Origin of the sequence: Citrobacter freundii complex sp. 2024EL-00216 (assembly GCF_043945515.1) — a bacterium.
Lineage (GTDB): Bacteria > Pseudomonadota > Gammaproteobacteria > Enterobacterales > Enterobacteriaceae > Citrobacter > Citrobacter portucalensis.
Genome location: NZ_JBIMRA010000018.1, coordinates 1 through 13879, shown reverse-complemented (window position 1 = coordinate 13879; position 13879 = coordinate 1). Strand labels below are relative to the sequence as shown.

Annotated in this window: 22 protein-coding genes; all 22 read right to left on the bottom strand. The window is 51.6% G+C overall.

The genetic code is table 11. From position 1 onward, the window contains the following. Positions 1–2: 2 nt before the first annotated feature. Positions 3–401, bottom strand: a complete 399-nt coding sequence (locus ACHHZ7_RS19390) for a phage minor tail U family protein (RefSeq protein ID WP_032938647.1) — start codon at positions 399–401, stop codon at positions 3–5. Continuing rightward, a complete protein-coding gene (locus ACHHZ7_RS19385) occupies positions 398–952 on the bottom strand; it encodes a phage tail protein (RefSeq protein ID WP_003826200.1) in 555 nt (184 codons plus the stop codon). The genes ACHHZ7_RS19390 and ACHHZ7_RS19385 overlap by 4 nt, the downstream gene beginning before the upstream one ends. A gap of 9 nt (positions 953–961) precedes the next feature. After that, on the bottom strand, positions 962–1315 hold the full coding sequence (locus ACHHZ7_RS19380) for a head-tail joining protein (RefSeq protein WP_032938641.1): 354 nt from the start codon (positions 1313–1315) through the stop codon (positions 962–964). An 11-nt stretch (positions 1316–1326) separates the two neighbouring features. After that, positions 1327–1731, bottom strand: coding sequence for a DNA-packaging protein FI (gene gpFI, locus ACHHZ7_RS19375; RefSeq protein WP_395149155.1), 405 nt, complete (start codon positions 1729–1731; stop codon positions 1327–1329). A gap of 45 nt (positions 1732–1776) precedes the next feature. After that, positions 1777–2802 carry a major capsid protein gene (locus ACHHZ7_RS19370; protein ID WP_043016020.1) on the bottom strand — a complete coding sequence of 342 codons (1026 nt, stop codon included), beginning with the start codon at positions 2800–2802 and terminating at the stop codon, positions 1777–1779. 67 nt (positions 2803–2869) lie between these two features. Beyond that, positions 2870–3202: a head decoration protein gene (locus tag ACHHZ7_RS19365; protein ID WP_395149154.1), complete on the bottom strand. Its 333-nt coding sequence runs from the start codon at positions 3200–3202 to the stop codon at positions 2870–2872. Positions 3203–3211: 9 nt separating this feature from the next. After that, entirely contained in the window at positions 3212–4549 is a 1338-nt protein-coding gene (locus ACHHZ7_RS19360; RefSeq protein WP_395149153.1) for a S49 family peptidase, read from the bottom strand. Further along, a complete protein-coding gene (locus tag ACHHZ7_RS19355; protein ID WP_003826190.1) occupies positions 4530–6122 on the bottom strand; it encodes a phage portal protein in 1593 nt (530 codons plus the stop codon). Before ACHHZ7_RS19355 ends, ACHHZ7_RS19360 begins: the two co-directional genes overlap by 20 nt. Beyond that, a complete protein-coding gene (locus tag ACHHZ7_RS19350) occupies positions 6119–6325 on the bottom strand; it encodes a phage head-tail joining protein (RefSeq protein WP_003034782.1) in 207 nt (68 codons plus the stop codon). The genes ACHHZ7_RS19355 and ACHHZ7_RS19350 overlap by 4 nt, the downstream gene beginning before the upstream one ends. Further along, entirely contained in the window at positions 6325–8247 is a 1923-nt protein-coding gene (locus tag ACHHZ7_RS19345; protein WP_395149152.1) for a phage terminase large subunit family protein, read from the bottom strand. Before ACHHZ7_RS19345 ends, ACHHZ7_RS19350 begins: the two co-directional genes overlap by 1 nt. Next, on the bottom strand, positions 8222–8767 hold the full coding sequence (locus ACHHZ7_RS19340) for a terminase small subunit (RefSeq protein ID WP_000453624.1): 546 nt from the start codon (positions 8765–8767) through the stop codon (positions 8222–8224). The genes ACHHZ7_RS19345 and ACHHZ7_RS19340 overlap by 26 nt, the downstream gene beginning before the upstream one ends. Before the next feature lie 313 nt (positions 8768–9080). Continuing rightward, positions 9081–9560, bottom strand: coding sequence for a hypothetical protein (locus ACHHZ7_RS19335; RefSeq protein ID WP_279278969.1), 480 nt, complete (start codon positions 9558–9560; stop codon positions 9081–9083). Between the two features lie 106 nt (positions 9561–9666). Continuing rightward, the gene (locus tag ACHHZ7_RS19330) at positions 9667–9945 is read right to left on the bottom strand and encodes a hypothetical protein (protein WP_395149151.1); all 279 of its coding nucleotides are present in this window, start codon (positions 9943–9945) and stop codon (positions 9667–9669) included. An 83-nt stretch (positions 9946–10028) separates the two neighbouring features. Then, complete coding sequence (locus tag ACHHZ7_RS19325; protein ID WP_395149150.1) at positions 10029–10226, bottom strand: hypothetical protein; 198 nt, start codon at positions 10224–10226, stop codon at positions 10029–10031. A gap of 29 nt (positions 10227–10255) precedes the next feature. Then, on the bottom strand, positions 10256–10453 hold the full coding sequence (locus tag ACHHZ7_RS19320; protein WP_395149149.1) for a hypothetical protein: 198 nt from the start codon (positions 10451–10453) through the stop codon (positions 10256–10258). Continuing rightward, a complete protein-coding gene (locus tag ACHHZ7_RS19315) occupies positions 10410–10679 on the bottom strand; it encodes a hypothetical protein (protein WP_395149148.1) in 270 nt (89 codons plus the stop codon). Before ACHHZ7_RS19315 ends, ACHHZ7_RS19320 begins: the two co-directional genes overlap by 44 nt. 7 nt (positions 10680–10686) lie before the next feature. Continuing rightward, positions 10687–11304, bottom strand: coding sequence for a glycoside hydrolase family 19 protein (locus ACHHZ7_RS19310; RefSeq protein WP_395149147.1), 618 nt, complete (start codon positions 11302–11304; stop codon positions 10687–10689). Further along, positions 11304–11585: a phage holin family protein gene (locus ACHHZ7_RS19305; protein ID WP_008323297.1), complete on the bottom strand. Its 282-nt coding sequence runs from the start codon at positions 11583–11585 to the stop codon at positions 11304–11306. The genes ACHHZ7_RS19310 and ACHHZ7_RS19305 overlap by 1 nt, the downstream gene beginning before the upstream one ends. Continuing rightward, positions 11572–11967 carry a phage holin family protein gene (locus ACHHZ7_RS19300; protein ID WP_008323296.1) on the bottom strand — a complete coding sequence of 132 codons (396 nt, stop codon included), beginning with the start codon at positions 11965–11967 and terminating at the stop codon, positions 11572–11574. The genes ACHHZ7_RS19305 and ACHHZ7_RS19300 overlap by 14 nt, the downstream gene beginning before the upstream one ends. Positions 11968–12061: 94 nt before the next feature. Next, complete coding sequence (locus ACHHZ7_RS19295) at positions 12062–12847, bottom strand: hypothetical protein (protein WP_395149146.1); 786 nt, start codon at positions 12845–12847, stop codon at positions 12062–12064. A 149-nt stretch (positions 12848–12996) separates the two neighbouring features. Then, positions 12997–13575, bottom strand: a complete 579-nt coding sequence (locus ACHHZ7_RS19290) for a DUF1133 family protein (protein WP_395149145.1) — start codon at positions 13573–13575, stop codon at positions 12997–12999. Positions 13576–13589: 14 nt separating this feature from the next. Further along, a partial coding sequence (locus tag ACHHZ7_RS19285; RefSeq protein ID WP_395149144.1) for a DUF968 domain-containing protein occupies positions 13590–13879 on the bottom strand: 290 nt, incomplete at its 5' end.

Below are 13879 nucleotides of genomic sequence, written 5' to 3'. Positions count from 1 at the left end.
CCTCACATTTCGTAGGTAATGGAATATTTCAAATCAGCCGAACTCCACAGCCCAAGATCATCATCGCGCTGGTAGTCATACCCCTGCTGCACCATGTTATTGATCAGCAGGGAAAGTCCTGGCACATTGCCAAGCACCGGATAAATACGTGACTCCATCCAGTCATCGAGCTCGGAGTCTGGTACCTGCGCTGGTAAAAAGATTTCGATATGCAGCGTGGCCTGCCAGATATCAGCATCCAGTTCTTCGCCGGTATACCCGGCATCCGTCAGGAAGACAGCGACCGCCGGAAAATCCCCCTCTTCCAGTACCGCTGGACGTCCGTCAAAATAGAGCGCGCCTTTACCAATATGGCTCTCCAGCGCATCAATAATGGCCTTTCTAATATCAGTGTGTTTCATCGTTTCAGAATCAGCCTGAGTTGGTTTTTAAGGGATGCCCGAAGTTCTTTAGGCATATCCGATTCCATAAGCTTCGGCAGCTCATCTTTAAATGCGGTCGTCAGTGGCGCTGCCAGTGGAATGCTGACCACTTCGATCGGATAGCGGGGTCTGGATGTCCTTCGCATCACATGCCAGCGGCCATTTTCCAGTTGTTGAATAAAGGCACCGGGGAAACGAAAAGGGCCAATACGCAACACACTATTGGCCCCTTTTTTATCCCGTTTTCTGCGGGATAACCGTACGCTGGCGGTACCCAGCTTTATCGCGGGCAGGTTGCCCCGGTTCACGCGAATCATTGCCATCGGCTTTTTCGCCGTGGCACGTTTTATCCTCGCGCGTTGTTTTACCAGCTTGCGTGGCACCCGCGTATCTTTCGAGACCACGGCAACGCTTCGGCTGACTGCCCGGGTGGCGACACGGTTAACAGCCTGCGCCGAGGCCCGCGGAACCGCCGTATTGCTGATGCTGTTCAGGTTTGCTATAGCCTGCTCAAGCCCTTTTAAAGACATAGTTTCCCCTTAACGGCGCCGGGTCGCTGCGGGAGGAGAACCCGTACCGAGCCAGACATGGCAGGATCCACAGTCATCAGGACCAATACGATCAACCCAGAAAGGCTTTCCGTTAATATCCAGCGTGTCCAGCCGCGCCAGTTGCCCAATCATTGCTGATTTAACAAACAGCGACGGGCTGGTCCCCTCGACACGGATGCCGGGTGTGGCGTAACCGATATTTTCCGGATCATCGAAAACACCACTCAACGTGACGCCAGAAATCGCGCCGGACGTTACTGTTGCAGAAGTCCCCATAACCTGCCGAATAGTGTCATCGGCCTGTGTTATTGCAGCATCAAAAAGGTTATCGAAATCAGCCACACAGCCCCCTGTTAGTGCTCGCGGACCAGTCCGAGTGCAACCAGGCTGTCCGCATCCGCTTCTTTCACGCGGATCACGGTCCCCGCCTCGACAATAGATACCCGTTCATCGCGGGTCGCGTGCAGCGCCTCAATGTGCAGCGTGGCCAGCGCTTCGACGGCCATCAGCGCGTCATCTGTTCTACCGCTTAACACAGTATCCACTGGCGGCACGGGTTCTACGGCGCCGGTGGATGCACTACCATCACTCACGCCACCATTTTCAACACTATCGGTATCCGTGCCGTCATTCAGTTCTTCCTCCAGCTCTGCAATGCGCATAGAGAGCTCCTGAATGGTGCCACTGGTATTCACTTCCCGACCAAGCTGCGCGCCAAGCTCATTAAGCCGCGCAATCAACTTTTCTTTTTCTGTCATAAGAACAACTCCGGAACAGGGCCCCGCAGGGCCACAGAATGGACATCAGGCGAGTTTGACAGACACGAACGCATCCGGGTCAGCCAGCAGCATCAGTGGTGCAGACTGGATCATGGTGAACTCACGCGCCGGATCGCCTGTCTGTACCCAGTTTTTCGGATAACGCGTGGAAGCGTTAATGCCTTCACGCTGGGCATCCACATCCTGAATGCAGCCGTAGGTGCGCAAGCCGCGGGCCTGGGTATTACCCAGCACCATGCTCAAATCCGGCAGGTAGTTCTTTTTGGTGTCGTCTTCAATGTATTGCCCGGAGTAGACGACAATGGCCACATCGCCATACATTCCCTTATAGGAGACCGCTTCACCCAGATCCTTCAGCGCCGTTTCCAGTTCAGAGTTAGAACCGCGACGGGTGTCGAGCTTCTCTTTTACCGCTTTGAATGAACGGAACAACGCCCAGCCCTTCGGATCAAAAACGATAATATTGACCACGCCGCTGGCGTTCAGCGCATAGGTTTCAATATCGTCAGTGGGGTCATAGGTTTCTTTGTCGCGGGTGCTCCATGCCGCAGCGCCTGCCTGGATGATGTTGTTTCCGGCACTGCGTCCCATATCCACCTCAACCGGTTCAAACGCTTCGCCGGTCATGGTGTATTTACCGTTGAGGACAGCAGCCACCGCCTGTTTCTCTTCCACCTGGGCAATCGCCAGCTCCTCATCCTTCATGTTCTGCAGGATAATGCGACGGCGGCGGTAGGCCGGGTCAGCCAGATTTTGCGGATCTTCATCCGGCAGGCGACGCAGCGTCATCTGTGGGTTTACCTCGTGCTTGGGTTTGACGTAACCCGGCGTAAACTCTGACGTTGCGCCGCCGCGGGAGCGGATAACCTTGCCGGAAATAACAGGCGAGACGTACAGCGCCATGTTGACCATGCCCGGGATTTGCGACAGATACACCTTCTCGGTGCTGAAGGGATAGCTTTCACGGAAGAAGATACGCAGGAAAAGCGGATCGAACTTGAATTTCTTCTCATTGACCGCCAGCAGTTGGGCCGTTGTGTAAGTTGACATAGATGTTTCCTGTAAAAAAAGCCGCGATGGCGGCTTCTGTGGATGATGGTTAGTATTAAGTCGGATGTCAGACGATACTGATGGCTGTACCTGCGAATGCGTTGCGTTTGATGTGTTCATCCGTCACCGCATCCGGCCAGAGCACATCTTCAATACGGAAAGAGCCGGACTTATAGAATGCCAGCTCAGTGCTGCTCTGGTCGGCAGACACCGCCAGAACGCCACAGGCAGCCCCAGCATGCTGGCCATCCCAGACGGTCAGCTTGCCGGAAGTGGCATCCAGCATCAGAGGCGTCATCGCCGGTACGGCTTTCGTCAGTTCACCAGGTGCAAAACCGGTATGCGCCGGATCACTGTTCCCGATGGGCTGATTGTGCGTAAATTGTTCAGTGTTAGACATGTTGACCTCTTAAACAGGCGTATTTAACAAATCGTCACCCGCTTCGGCAGAAGCGCTACCTGCCGTTACGGTGCCGGGTGCGGTTTCCATCAGACGATCCAGCGCGGTATCCGTACGCGCCTGGGCACTCTGAGGAGCCGCGGCAAGGATGCGCTGGGCACTTTCCACCGTCATCCCTGGCGTTTCCGCCAGCGCGCGCGCCTGTGATTCACGCCCTTTCGCCTCTTCACAGTTCAGGATCCCCATAATGCGACCGTTTTCGGCTGCGACCGCCGCTGCCAGCTGGCTGCTGATATCAACAGTTGCACCCGCTGCAGGGTCAGTAACGACCGCAGCAGGCACGTCAACGGTGGTCACGGTCTGGTCAGCAGATGCTGCTGGTTGAGTGGTATCTGCGGATGCAGTAGTACCTTTCATGCTTCCTCCTCGGGAAATCATCGTTCGTTTGTTAATTGCATCGCGCATAACGTTCAGCGCATCCATGTTGTTGACCAGCTGCTCCGCCAGGCCGTTGTCTACTGATTCCTGGCCTGAAAACACAGCGGCTTCAGTATCAAGAACGGCCTGAACCGACATGCCGGTATAACCCGCCACCTTTTCAGCGAACATCTGCCGGGTAGCGTCGATACGCGCCTGAAAATCTGCACGTACCTCTTTGGGTAATTTCTCGTAGGGGTTCCCGTCCACCTTGTGATCGCCGCTGTAAATCAACGTGACCTCAACGCCGCTGGTTTTAAGGGCGGCGCCGTAATTGCTGTGGGCCATCATGACCCCGATGGATCCCGTTCTGGCAGTCTGCGTCACAAGCCGACGCGATGCCGCACTGGCAATCAGCTGGCCAGCGCTGCAGTTCATATCGTTGGCTAACGCCCATATGGGTTTGATATCCCGCATGCGGGCGATGATGTCCGCACAGTCAAAGGCACCCGCCACCATTCCACCTGGCGTATCCATATCCAGAAGAATGCCGTCTACACCCGGGTCACTGATGGCCTGCTGGAGGCGCGCGATGATGCCGTTGTACCCCGTCATCCCCGAATACGGCTGCAGTGAGCGGGTTTTACTGACCAGCGTCCCGGAAACAGGCAGCACTGCGATACCACCAGTGATCTGGTAGCTTCGCGCCGGCTTTGGCCCCATTTCCTCATCATCACCAAAGAGTGCCAGCGGTTCAGCCATCTGCTCTGCGCCAAGCGTAACGCCCGACACGGTGTCGGTCAGACGGGTGATACCTAACTGACCAGCGAGCGCGCAAAAGAAAACCCGCGCATAGGCGGGTTCAAGTAAAAGCGGCTCATTGAAAGCCATACTGGCAATGTGCGGGAGATTACGCAGCTCTGGCGTCATCGGTCCCCTCCTCATTCGATTTTTTCAGTCCAGACTCAAAGGCCGAAGCCGCCCACGCTGGCGGTTTAAGTCCCGCAGCGCGGCGCTCCATCGTTTCACGAACCTGCTGGGCAAAGATTTCCTGATAGTCTTCCCCGCGTTTGGCGCATTCCTTCTCATAGGTGCTCAGCCCCGCCTCAATGAGCATGACGGCCTCCTGCACCTCCTTCAGTCCGTCAATGGCCATTCGCCCGGAGCCGATCCAGTCAGCATTTCCCCAGGCGCTTCTCGCCTCCTGAAAACTGAACCGGGCTTTAGACGGTAATGTCACCACGCGGCGAACAATGGCCTCTTCCAGCCAGCATAAAAACATCTGACAGGCCTGGCGGGAGGCAACAAATTTGCGACGCCCCATAAAGTACGCCCAGGACTCGTTAGCACTGGCACGGGCGGTGGAATAACTCATCTGCGAATAGTTGCGAGAGAGTTGCTCATACGACACCCCCAGCCCTGCAGCAATGTAGCGCAGCAGAGATTGTTCAAACGTCGAATAGCCGTTGTCAGTGTCCTGCGCTGACTGAAGATTCAGGGAGTCGCCCGGCATTAGATGCGGCACCTTCGCGCCCCCGAGACGAACCGGCGCCGCGGTATAGTACGAGGCCATCTCCCCCAGCCAGCCGGTCATCTTGCTTTGCTGCTCTTTACTGTCTGAGCCGAGAATAAAGTCCATCGCGGTTTGCGTATCCAGCTCACTTTCAATCGTGGCGGCATACATCGCCTTGACAATCGCGCTCTGGAGCTGTGTATTCTGCAGTGTATCGAGCATTTTCATTTGCTCCATGACGCTGTAAAACACGTTGGCACCGCGTGTCTGCCCATCTTCCAGGGGTTCAAATACGTGGATAAAGGAAGGCCGCCCGCCGGGCAGTTCACGCGGGATGTAGGTCCACTTCTGCGCCATCCACCCCGGATAGCCATCCTCGCTGACGTAATATCCCAGCGCGGCGCCACTGTCATTTGTTCTGACACCTGCCCGGCAGTTTCGCGTATCTCCGGCGTTATTGGGGTTGCTGATGCGTTTCGGGCTCACCATTTTGAACTGTGTGCGGAAAAGACGCGTGGAATCACTGTCCCAGGTGGCCTGTGCACATAATTCACCGTTAAACGCATGCATGGAAACACCCTCGCGGATCATCATGGTGAATGTACGCTTACGTTCCGCATCAATGCAGCAGCAATCATCCTCTGCAAATTCTTTCCAGGCCGCCTCAACTTCACGGGAGAACGCCCGGGCCTCTTCCTCCCCAATGCCAAGAAAACGCCAGCTGGGCCGATAACTGAGCCGGAAAAACGACCCGACAATGTGGTCCTGATGGAGCTGTACCGCGTTTGCCGCATAGCCGTTATTGCGGACCAGATCGTCAGCGCGCGCGTTACCACGGGAAAAATTAGGCAATAACGCAGCATCTGCACTTTCACTCGGTGGATTCCAGGCGCGGAGCTGACCGCCAAAGCCACCAGCACCGCCATGATATCCGGCATAATCCCGCAGAGCGGTTTTACCGTCCGGTCCTAACAAAGCAGGTGTTTTCATGCGTAAAATCCTGCCGGTCCCCGGCGTCGTGGAGTGGTGCCAACCTGTGACTCAAGTTCGGCAATGTATTTTTTCAGGTCACTGACGGAGGTCGCGGTAAACTCAACCCGCCGGCCGTCTTTTTGCACCGTTGCCACCCGCTTTCCCATCATGAGATCGTGCAACGCAGCGCGGGCGGCATCCAGATCAGTCTGTGTCGCCATTATTCATCTCCAGATAATGCCCTGGCATAATCAGCCAGGGTTTTGTTATTGGTCCGGTTCCCCTCTTCCTCCAGCAGGCTTGCGAGCAGTGAATCAAGATTCAGTTGCCATCGCGAAATACTGATCCGCAGGGCGGCCAGCGCGTACACGAAGCAGTCCAGCGCCTCATTTCGTCGCTTTTTGCTGTCCCAGACGATTTTCTTACGCCCGTCCACCCATTTTTCAACCTGCTCCTCAGCAGTAAGCTGCTGTGCCTCAGCCAGATCGTAAATTTCGGGGTTATTGGGAAAATGCACGGCACCGGCAAGAGGTTCACCCCCTTCCGGCTGAAGTGTGAAGCGGTTATAAATCTGCTCTTTTGCGGTATCAGTCCCCACTTCCGTCAGATAAACGCCGTTCTTGTTGCGTTTGCGCGGCATATTCGCCACAGGCTTGCCGTAAACGGAAGCCCCTTTAATCGGGATCACACGAAACAGTCCATGCTTTTTTGAGCGATTGTAGACAATGGTGGGGTCAATACCGCCGATATCCCAGCAGATACGGGATACCGACATTTCCACGCCATTCTTTCGGAGATAGGTTTTGTTAATCGCCTCGTCCACCCTGACGAGGGTCGCTTCATCATCATGACGGCCCATAATGATCTGCCGGTCAATCAGCCAGCTTTCCTCACCGGGCCCCCATCCCCAGACGCGCATTTCATATCGATCCAGTTGGGAGTCAATCCCGGCTGTCAGATAAGCAACACGCTCCGGTACGGATGCCCCGAAGAACTCTTTGCGTTCGGCCATGAGCTCCGCGTCAGGCCGTTCACCAATTTTAGGCTCCCATGTTTCGCCCAGAGTGGTGTTCACGAAGGTTTTACGCTTTCCTGTATCCCCTTTCGTTTTTAGCCAGTCTTTAACGATCTGAACCCAGGTGGTAAACGGGCTGTATGCCGTCCAGATGTGAAACGTCACGCTGTCTGGCGGGTCGATTTCGGTGCCTGTTGATGAAAACCAGGATAAACCGTCGCGCGTCCAGATCCCGGTGGTGTCGCAGATGTAACGAGCTTCAGTGAAATCCAGCTCCTGTTGCTTAATGACGCAGGCATTATGTTCACACAGGTAAAAGACGCTGGAGGGTTCGCCCGGTGTCCATTTCAGCCCGAACGGGGTCTCTTTGTCGCCAAATTTAAGGTACTGCTCTTCACCACAGTGCGGACAGGCAACATGAAAACGCATGAAATGCCCGGACTCGCTGGCAGCACGCTCAATCTGGCAGGTCCCCTTTGTTTTTGGCGTTGAGCCGCGAATAGATTTTGGCCAGACAGACCCCTCAATACGTTTATCACCCAGGAACGTCGGGGAACCCTCTTTCTCAATATCTTCATCGAATGCCGCCAGTTCATCGTAACCGGCGACATCGACCGATTTCTCACGATAGTTTTTCGCCGCTTTACCACCCAGACACCAGAACCCGCGCCCGTTGGAGAAGCGTTTCATACTGAGTGTATTGTCCCGGTGCTTTTTGCCATACCAGGAGGCCAGCGCCAGAAGTGACGGAATATCGCGGATCGTGGGTTCAACATGCGACTTCATGAAGTTTTCGGCGTCACCATCAGTGGGAAGCCAGATAAGGGAATTTCGCTGCTTGTGCTGTATAAAATACGCATAAACACCCAGCAACATTTTTGAATAGCCAACACGGGCAGACTTAACAACGTTGACCTCTCGTATGTAATCGTTACCCATCGCATTCATGATCGCGCGCTGAAACGGCAACGTTTCCCAGCGCCCTTCCTGGTAGGCCGACTCTTTGGGGAGATAGTAATTATCGTCTGCCCATTCAACCGCCGTTTGCGGCTCAGGTCGGTACAGCGAAAGTAGCCCTGCGCGCGCAGAGTGCTGCAGCCCCTTAACCTGACTGTTCGATATATTCACTCAGCAACCCCGGTATTATTTCATCCAGCGCAGCTGCTTTGTTCATGGCCTTAATGATGTCCTTCTTCAGGAAATCAATATGTCGGTTTTCCAGCTCCGGGAAGCGCCGCTGAACCGACAGAGGAACTCCATCAAGAATGCTGGCTACTTCTCCGGCCATCCGCGACAGCACGAACGTGCAGAATGCGGTTTCCACCACCTCAGCGGAATCTTTTGCATTTTTTAGTTCCTGGGCGTCTGCCTGCGCCCGCGTAAGGCGGTGACGCTCATAGTCAATCGTACCTGGCTGGAGATCGGATTCCGATGCAAGACGAAGGTCTTCCACCTCCTTCCGTAATTTCTCATTCTCAATCGCCGCGTCGCGTGCGGAATACCATTCGATAGCCGCGGAAGATTCATAGAGGACCTCATTACCTTTTCCGCCGCCACGTGCTACAGGCATTCCCTGATCCTGCCAGTTCTGAATGGTTCGCACGCTGACCCCAAATATTTCAGAAAGACGCTTTTTGTTGACCTCCATAGCTCACTCCATACACAAAAACAGAGAAAGGAAACGCCCTCTGGCTATTTAGCCGTTTTTAAGGCTTATCGTTTCCTTTCTTTTCAGGGGTTGTTTGCAGTTAAAACAATGGATTAGCGAGAAGAAGAACGGAAACGGCAAATGCCTGAAAATTTTCATAAACAGCGAGAATCTGCGAGGTCGCCGCCCCGTAACAGGCCGGATCGCCGGAAAGGACCCTTAAACGATAATAAAAACCAATAGCATTAGTGCCACATAGAGCAAGATAGTCTACAAATTGGCAATCAACCCTAAATATTGATTTTATATTCAGTTAGTTAGATTCAATTAGCATTGAATTTGAGTTCCGTATTTTGGAAACCTTAGACTCAGCTTCAGAATTGCTTATCTTCCCGCTAGTATATTTTCTTTGAATATCAGCAAGTTCTGAATATAACTCAGATGCTTTCCCTCTGGTCTTGAATCTGTGCATCATCAATGTCGCTTTATAAACTTCTGCTAGCGCGTTGTAAGTTTCATTAAAACGTATAAAATCAAACTGCTCAAAATTATCCCTATAAAATTCAGGTGCTCTAATCAAGGCCATATTGTAATGATAAACCGATATCCGTAGTGTCTTTAGCTCAGACGCTTCTTCCTGTTTTCTCCATCCAAAAATTGCAAAACAGGCTATTAATGCCGCAATTAATGTTGCTATAGCGGATAGCCACGTACCATACATTGCCCACTTAGCCCACAAAGCTGATTCTCTCGCCGCAACCAGCGATTCATAAGAAATGTATTCGGTATTCATTTTAGCTCCTCATTATATTGAAGCTATTGTAAACAAAAGCATTATCGTAAGCACTCAGTGAATACCTGCTGTGTACCCAGCATAAAAAACCGCCCTAAGGCGGTTTTCAAATATTCCCACGTAACTTGTCAAGAGCATAAAGACCATCACCAGCATCCAACAAGGCATAATACTCAGGATCTTTTATTCGCTCTATCTGGTTAGATATATCTAATAGCTCGTCTTTTAAAGCATCAATTTCTGATCTCAAATTCTCATTTTCGTCTTTGAGATCCATAACTTCTTGCTGTAGAGATAATATGCTTTTACCCGTTGCAGGAAATCGATTTATTTCATGCCAGATACCGATAAATAATGCTATTGCTGCGATGGTTAACGTTCCCACAATCTATCCCCCTCATATAGTTTTAGGAGATAATAACGCATAGAGTAACCACTGGCACTCAGTGAATGCCTGCTGTAATGCCGCTAATCGTCGAGTTGCAATACACCGTGCTCAAGTGACTCTGAGTAGGCGATCAGCCCTGTGTATTCAGGGATAATCTCGCCATCATCCGCTTCAAATTCCGGGATCGTGCCAGTGGTGATGGTGTATTGGGGCTGCCCATCTTCTTTCACGAAGGCTGCCAGGTCTTCAATCTGCTTAGCTGTAAGAACTACTGTCATGCTCATACCTCAGTTGTTAAAAAGCCCCGCTATTGCGAGGCCGTAGTGATTTTATTTGGACAGTTGCGCTGAACAGACCGGTTATGCGTCAACACATCTTTCTTAGTCTGGCGATCCATTACCTCAATGTCGTGCTCGGTTAGGTAGATGATGCTTACCCAGTCACAGGCCGTGTCCGTTACTTCAGGTTTTGCGGGTAAACTTTCCGCGCAACTCGCGGTCAACATCGTCATCAGGAAGATGACTAACAGTTTGCTGTACATCCCTGGCTCCTTTTGTTGTCTCTACCCGGCGCTCTGCAACGGCTTCAGTAGCTGCTGCGCGTTCTTCAGTGCGTTGCTGGTCCGCTTTTGTTTCGGCGATACTTGTACCGCGTGATTTACCCAGACCAAAAGCACCTGCAATTGCAGCCAGCGCAGCAACAGCCAGGCCGATAATCATTTCAAGTCCCATTGTGACCTCACACCAGTGCGGCTTTAGCTTTGGCGTAACGTTCACGGCGGTCTTTAATGCCGTTCTGCCCGCCGTTAATAATCTGCGTGACGCGTTCCACATCCCCCGAATAGAGGAGACAACCGCGTAACGTGAAGTACCATGCCGCCGAACGGGCCGCATGTCGCTCTTGCGTCAATAGTTCCGGAGTGCTCACAAGGTCAAGCTTCAGCGCTGTACCGCATTTGGTGTAGTTCTCACGACCAGTGATTTGCAGCAGGCCACGGCCACGATATTTCCACCCATCTCCTGATGCTTTGTTACCGAGGCGATTGCTGTACACCAGATTTGCAATGGCTGGCTGATTAGCTACCTGCCCTTTTTCTTTGTCACGCCCAAGCATATATGCCTGATAGTTCGTAATGCGGCGTCCAAAGGTGGTCAGCAGAGCTGCGGGGGGGTAGTTGAAGCTTTCCACCAGCGCAGAGAATCCCGCTGATTCATGTCCTGACTGAGCAATAAACATTGCCTGGTCTTCAGGCTTAACAATGCCGAACTCTTTCATTGCCGCGTCAATGTGCGGAAACCAGCGCGAAGCTAACCCGGCGCTTACACCAGCCGCCTGTTGAAATTGTGATTGGTTCATTAATGCCTCAGCGTATCAACGAGACGCGCCACGTTCCCACGAGCCCATAAGACGGCAGCGCAAATAAGAAGGTTTACGATGACCACCATCCAGTGTGACTCCTGGTAGAGGCCAAACAGATATCGGAATGGAACGCTGGCATAAACCAGCACAACGAAGTAAGCCAGCAATGATATAGCGGGGCGATGTCTTGCCCCTTCACGCTGGTAGAACATCAGGACAAGGACGATGACCGCACAAATACCTGCATTCACCATCGCTGACGGATCACTTGTTACCATTGCTGGCCCCTCCTCCACGAAATCGCGAAAGAATACTGAACAGGCTTCCCAAATCCTGACTGTTGAAAAATGTGAGCACTTTGATTGTCATCGCCGCCACTACAACAGCACCAAGTGCGTCTAATGGCCTGTCACTATAACCGGTAGCCTGTGACAACTTTGAACCAACCAGGCCAGCAGCAAGAACGCCAACAATGAATGACGTCATGAAGTAAGCAATCAATCGTACTCGTGTGATATTTGCCGCTGTCGCCACATAAAATACTGCACCAGCGAATGCGCCAAATACCACGCCATAATCAATACCGGTTGCAAGACCAAATACGCTGGCTCCCATCAGGCCACCAGCCGCGACCGTAGTGCCAGAAACAGGATCGGACATTAAGCCCCCTCTTATTGCTGTGAGTCCTCTCAGAATGAGGGGAAACAAAAAAGGCCGCCCGTGGGCAGCCTTCATAGATTTATTGATAATAATATTATCTTGGTAAATGTTGTGGCGGTCCAATCCACGAGAAAGAGTTGAAAACATCTTGAATTATTGCTGATATTTTCAGCATTGATTCTTCTGACACATCTACTTCACCATGATGCCCGTCAGCCATCGTATACCCAAGCTTGGTACCGAATAAGTTACTCAGCATTAATGCACCCTGAGGGGCAACAACGAAACCATTATCCATAGGCTGGAGTTTCAACGGTTTCGGAACCTTTCCCGCACCGAGGCCTCGCGCCCTATCTTCTAAGTGTTGAGCTGAATTCCTCACCGCCCTTAAGTGGGGAAAATCATTGGCTACCTTAGCATGTAACTGTTTTATTTGTGCTGGCGCACCATCTTCTTCGGAAAGAACTTTTATAAATTTATCAATGGTGTCCAGAGCATTCAGAAATGATTTGGCATGTAAAAAAATGATTCTCTGTTCATGGATTAATGGAGCGTCTCCGTTACGCCATCTATCCTTTTTTAAGCGAACATCAACCTCAAACCTTACTTCTTCGTAACCTTCATAGGGGCTTATGCCCAATTCATCTCTCACCTGCTGTTCTAAAACCTGACGTTTTTGGAAATCATTCTGCCACTGATCAGGGTTTTGAACTCCCCTACCTGATCTGTTAACCCTTTCGCCATTAAATAAATTTAATGCGACGTTAGCATCATAAAAGGCCGTTTCTAAATGACTTAACAGTCTTTCAAATTTCCAACTTAGTTCCCTGTCTTCATAATTAAGGTTGCTACCGGGCTTAGTTAATTCAAAAATCAACATTTGTCTGTTCCGCAGGAAGAGGTCAGACAATTATATTACTACCAAAAAATGATTAATCCATTTGTGGTCACACAAAAAAACCCGCACGATGGCGGGTTTCTTTTTGTTCTGTTGCTCAGTTCGCTTTAACGTCCCGAGCTTAACACAATTTAAGCACTTTCCGCGCAACTATTCAAGTAGAATCTGTTGCTATTTGTGCCGAATACGTCACACATTGGCTTGTATAGCATCGATTCTGCTACATTTAGCCAAACATCAATCCGGCTTTCACAGGTTCGCAAACACCATTCAGGATGTTTTTCATTTAAGTCTCTGGCCATCGCCTTTTTGCTAAGGCGCTTGATATATCGATCTTCAATAAGAGCGTATAACTTCTTATGTCCTGACTGCACAAGTATCTCGCTGAGTACAGCGTTGATGGCTAGCGCTTCTTCATCGGTACAGAACGCCAGGCCGCTTTTATTATTCCCTTCCTGAATCTCTTTGAAGAACGCTTCCAGTTCGGGTTTGCTGATACCCGCTTTCTTCATCCGGCGCAGCGCTTCGTTGATTGCAGTTTTGGTAATTTTTCCAGATGCCAGGAGCTGGTTAAACATGTTTCCACCACTACCACCGCCGATGTAAGACCAGCGGCCCCACATACGCAGCTTTCCCTGTATCCAGATACTTTCCAGAGTGCGGAGGCGCACCATTTCACCAGCCCTACCAACTTCAGAAGGATTAATCATTAAGCTTTCTCCATTTATGCCAGCACGCCAATTGCCAGCGCTCGATCTATAACCCGAAAAACCAACACCAATTGGTCATCGTATTTCGCTTCAAATGCCACGAGATCAGCATGCAACTCGTTGTGATGTGCTCTGCACAGCGGTATCACAAACAAGTCGTGTGCTTTTGTACCCATTCCACCCTGCCCGTGGCCAATCAGGTGGTGGGGGTCGTCTGCTGGTTTATTGCAACATACGCAGGGTTGTGTTTTTACCCAGCGGGTGTAAGTCTCATTTATCCAGCGCCGTCGCTTTGGCCTGAGCA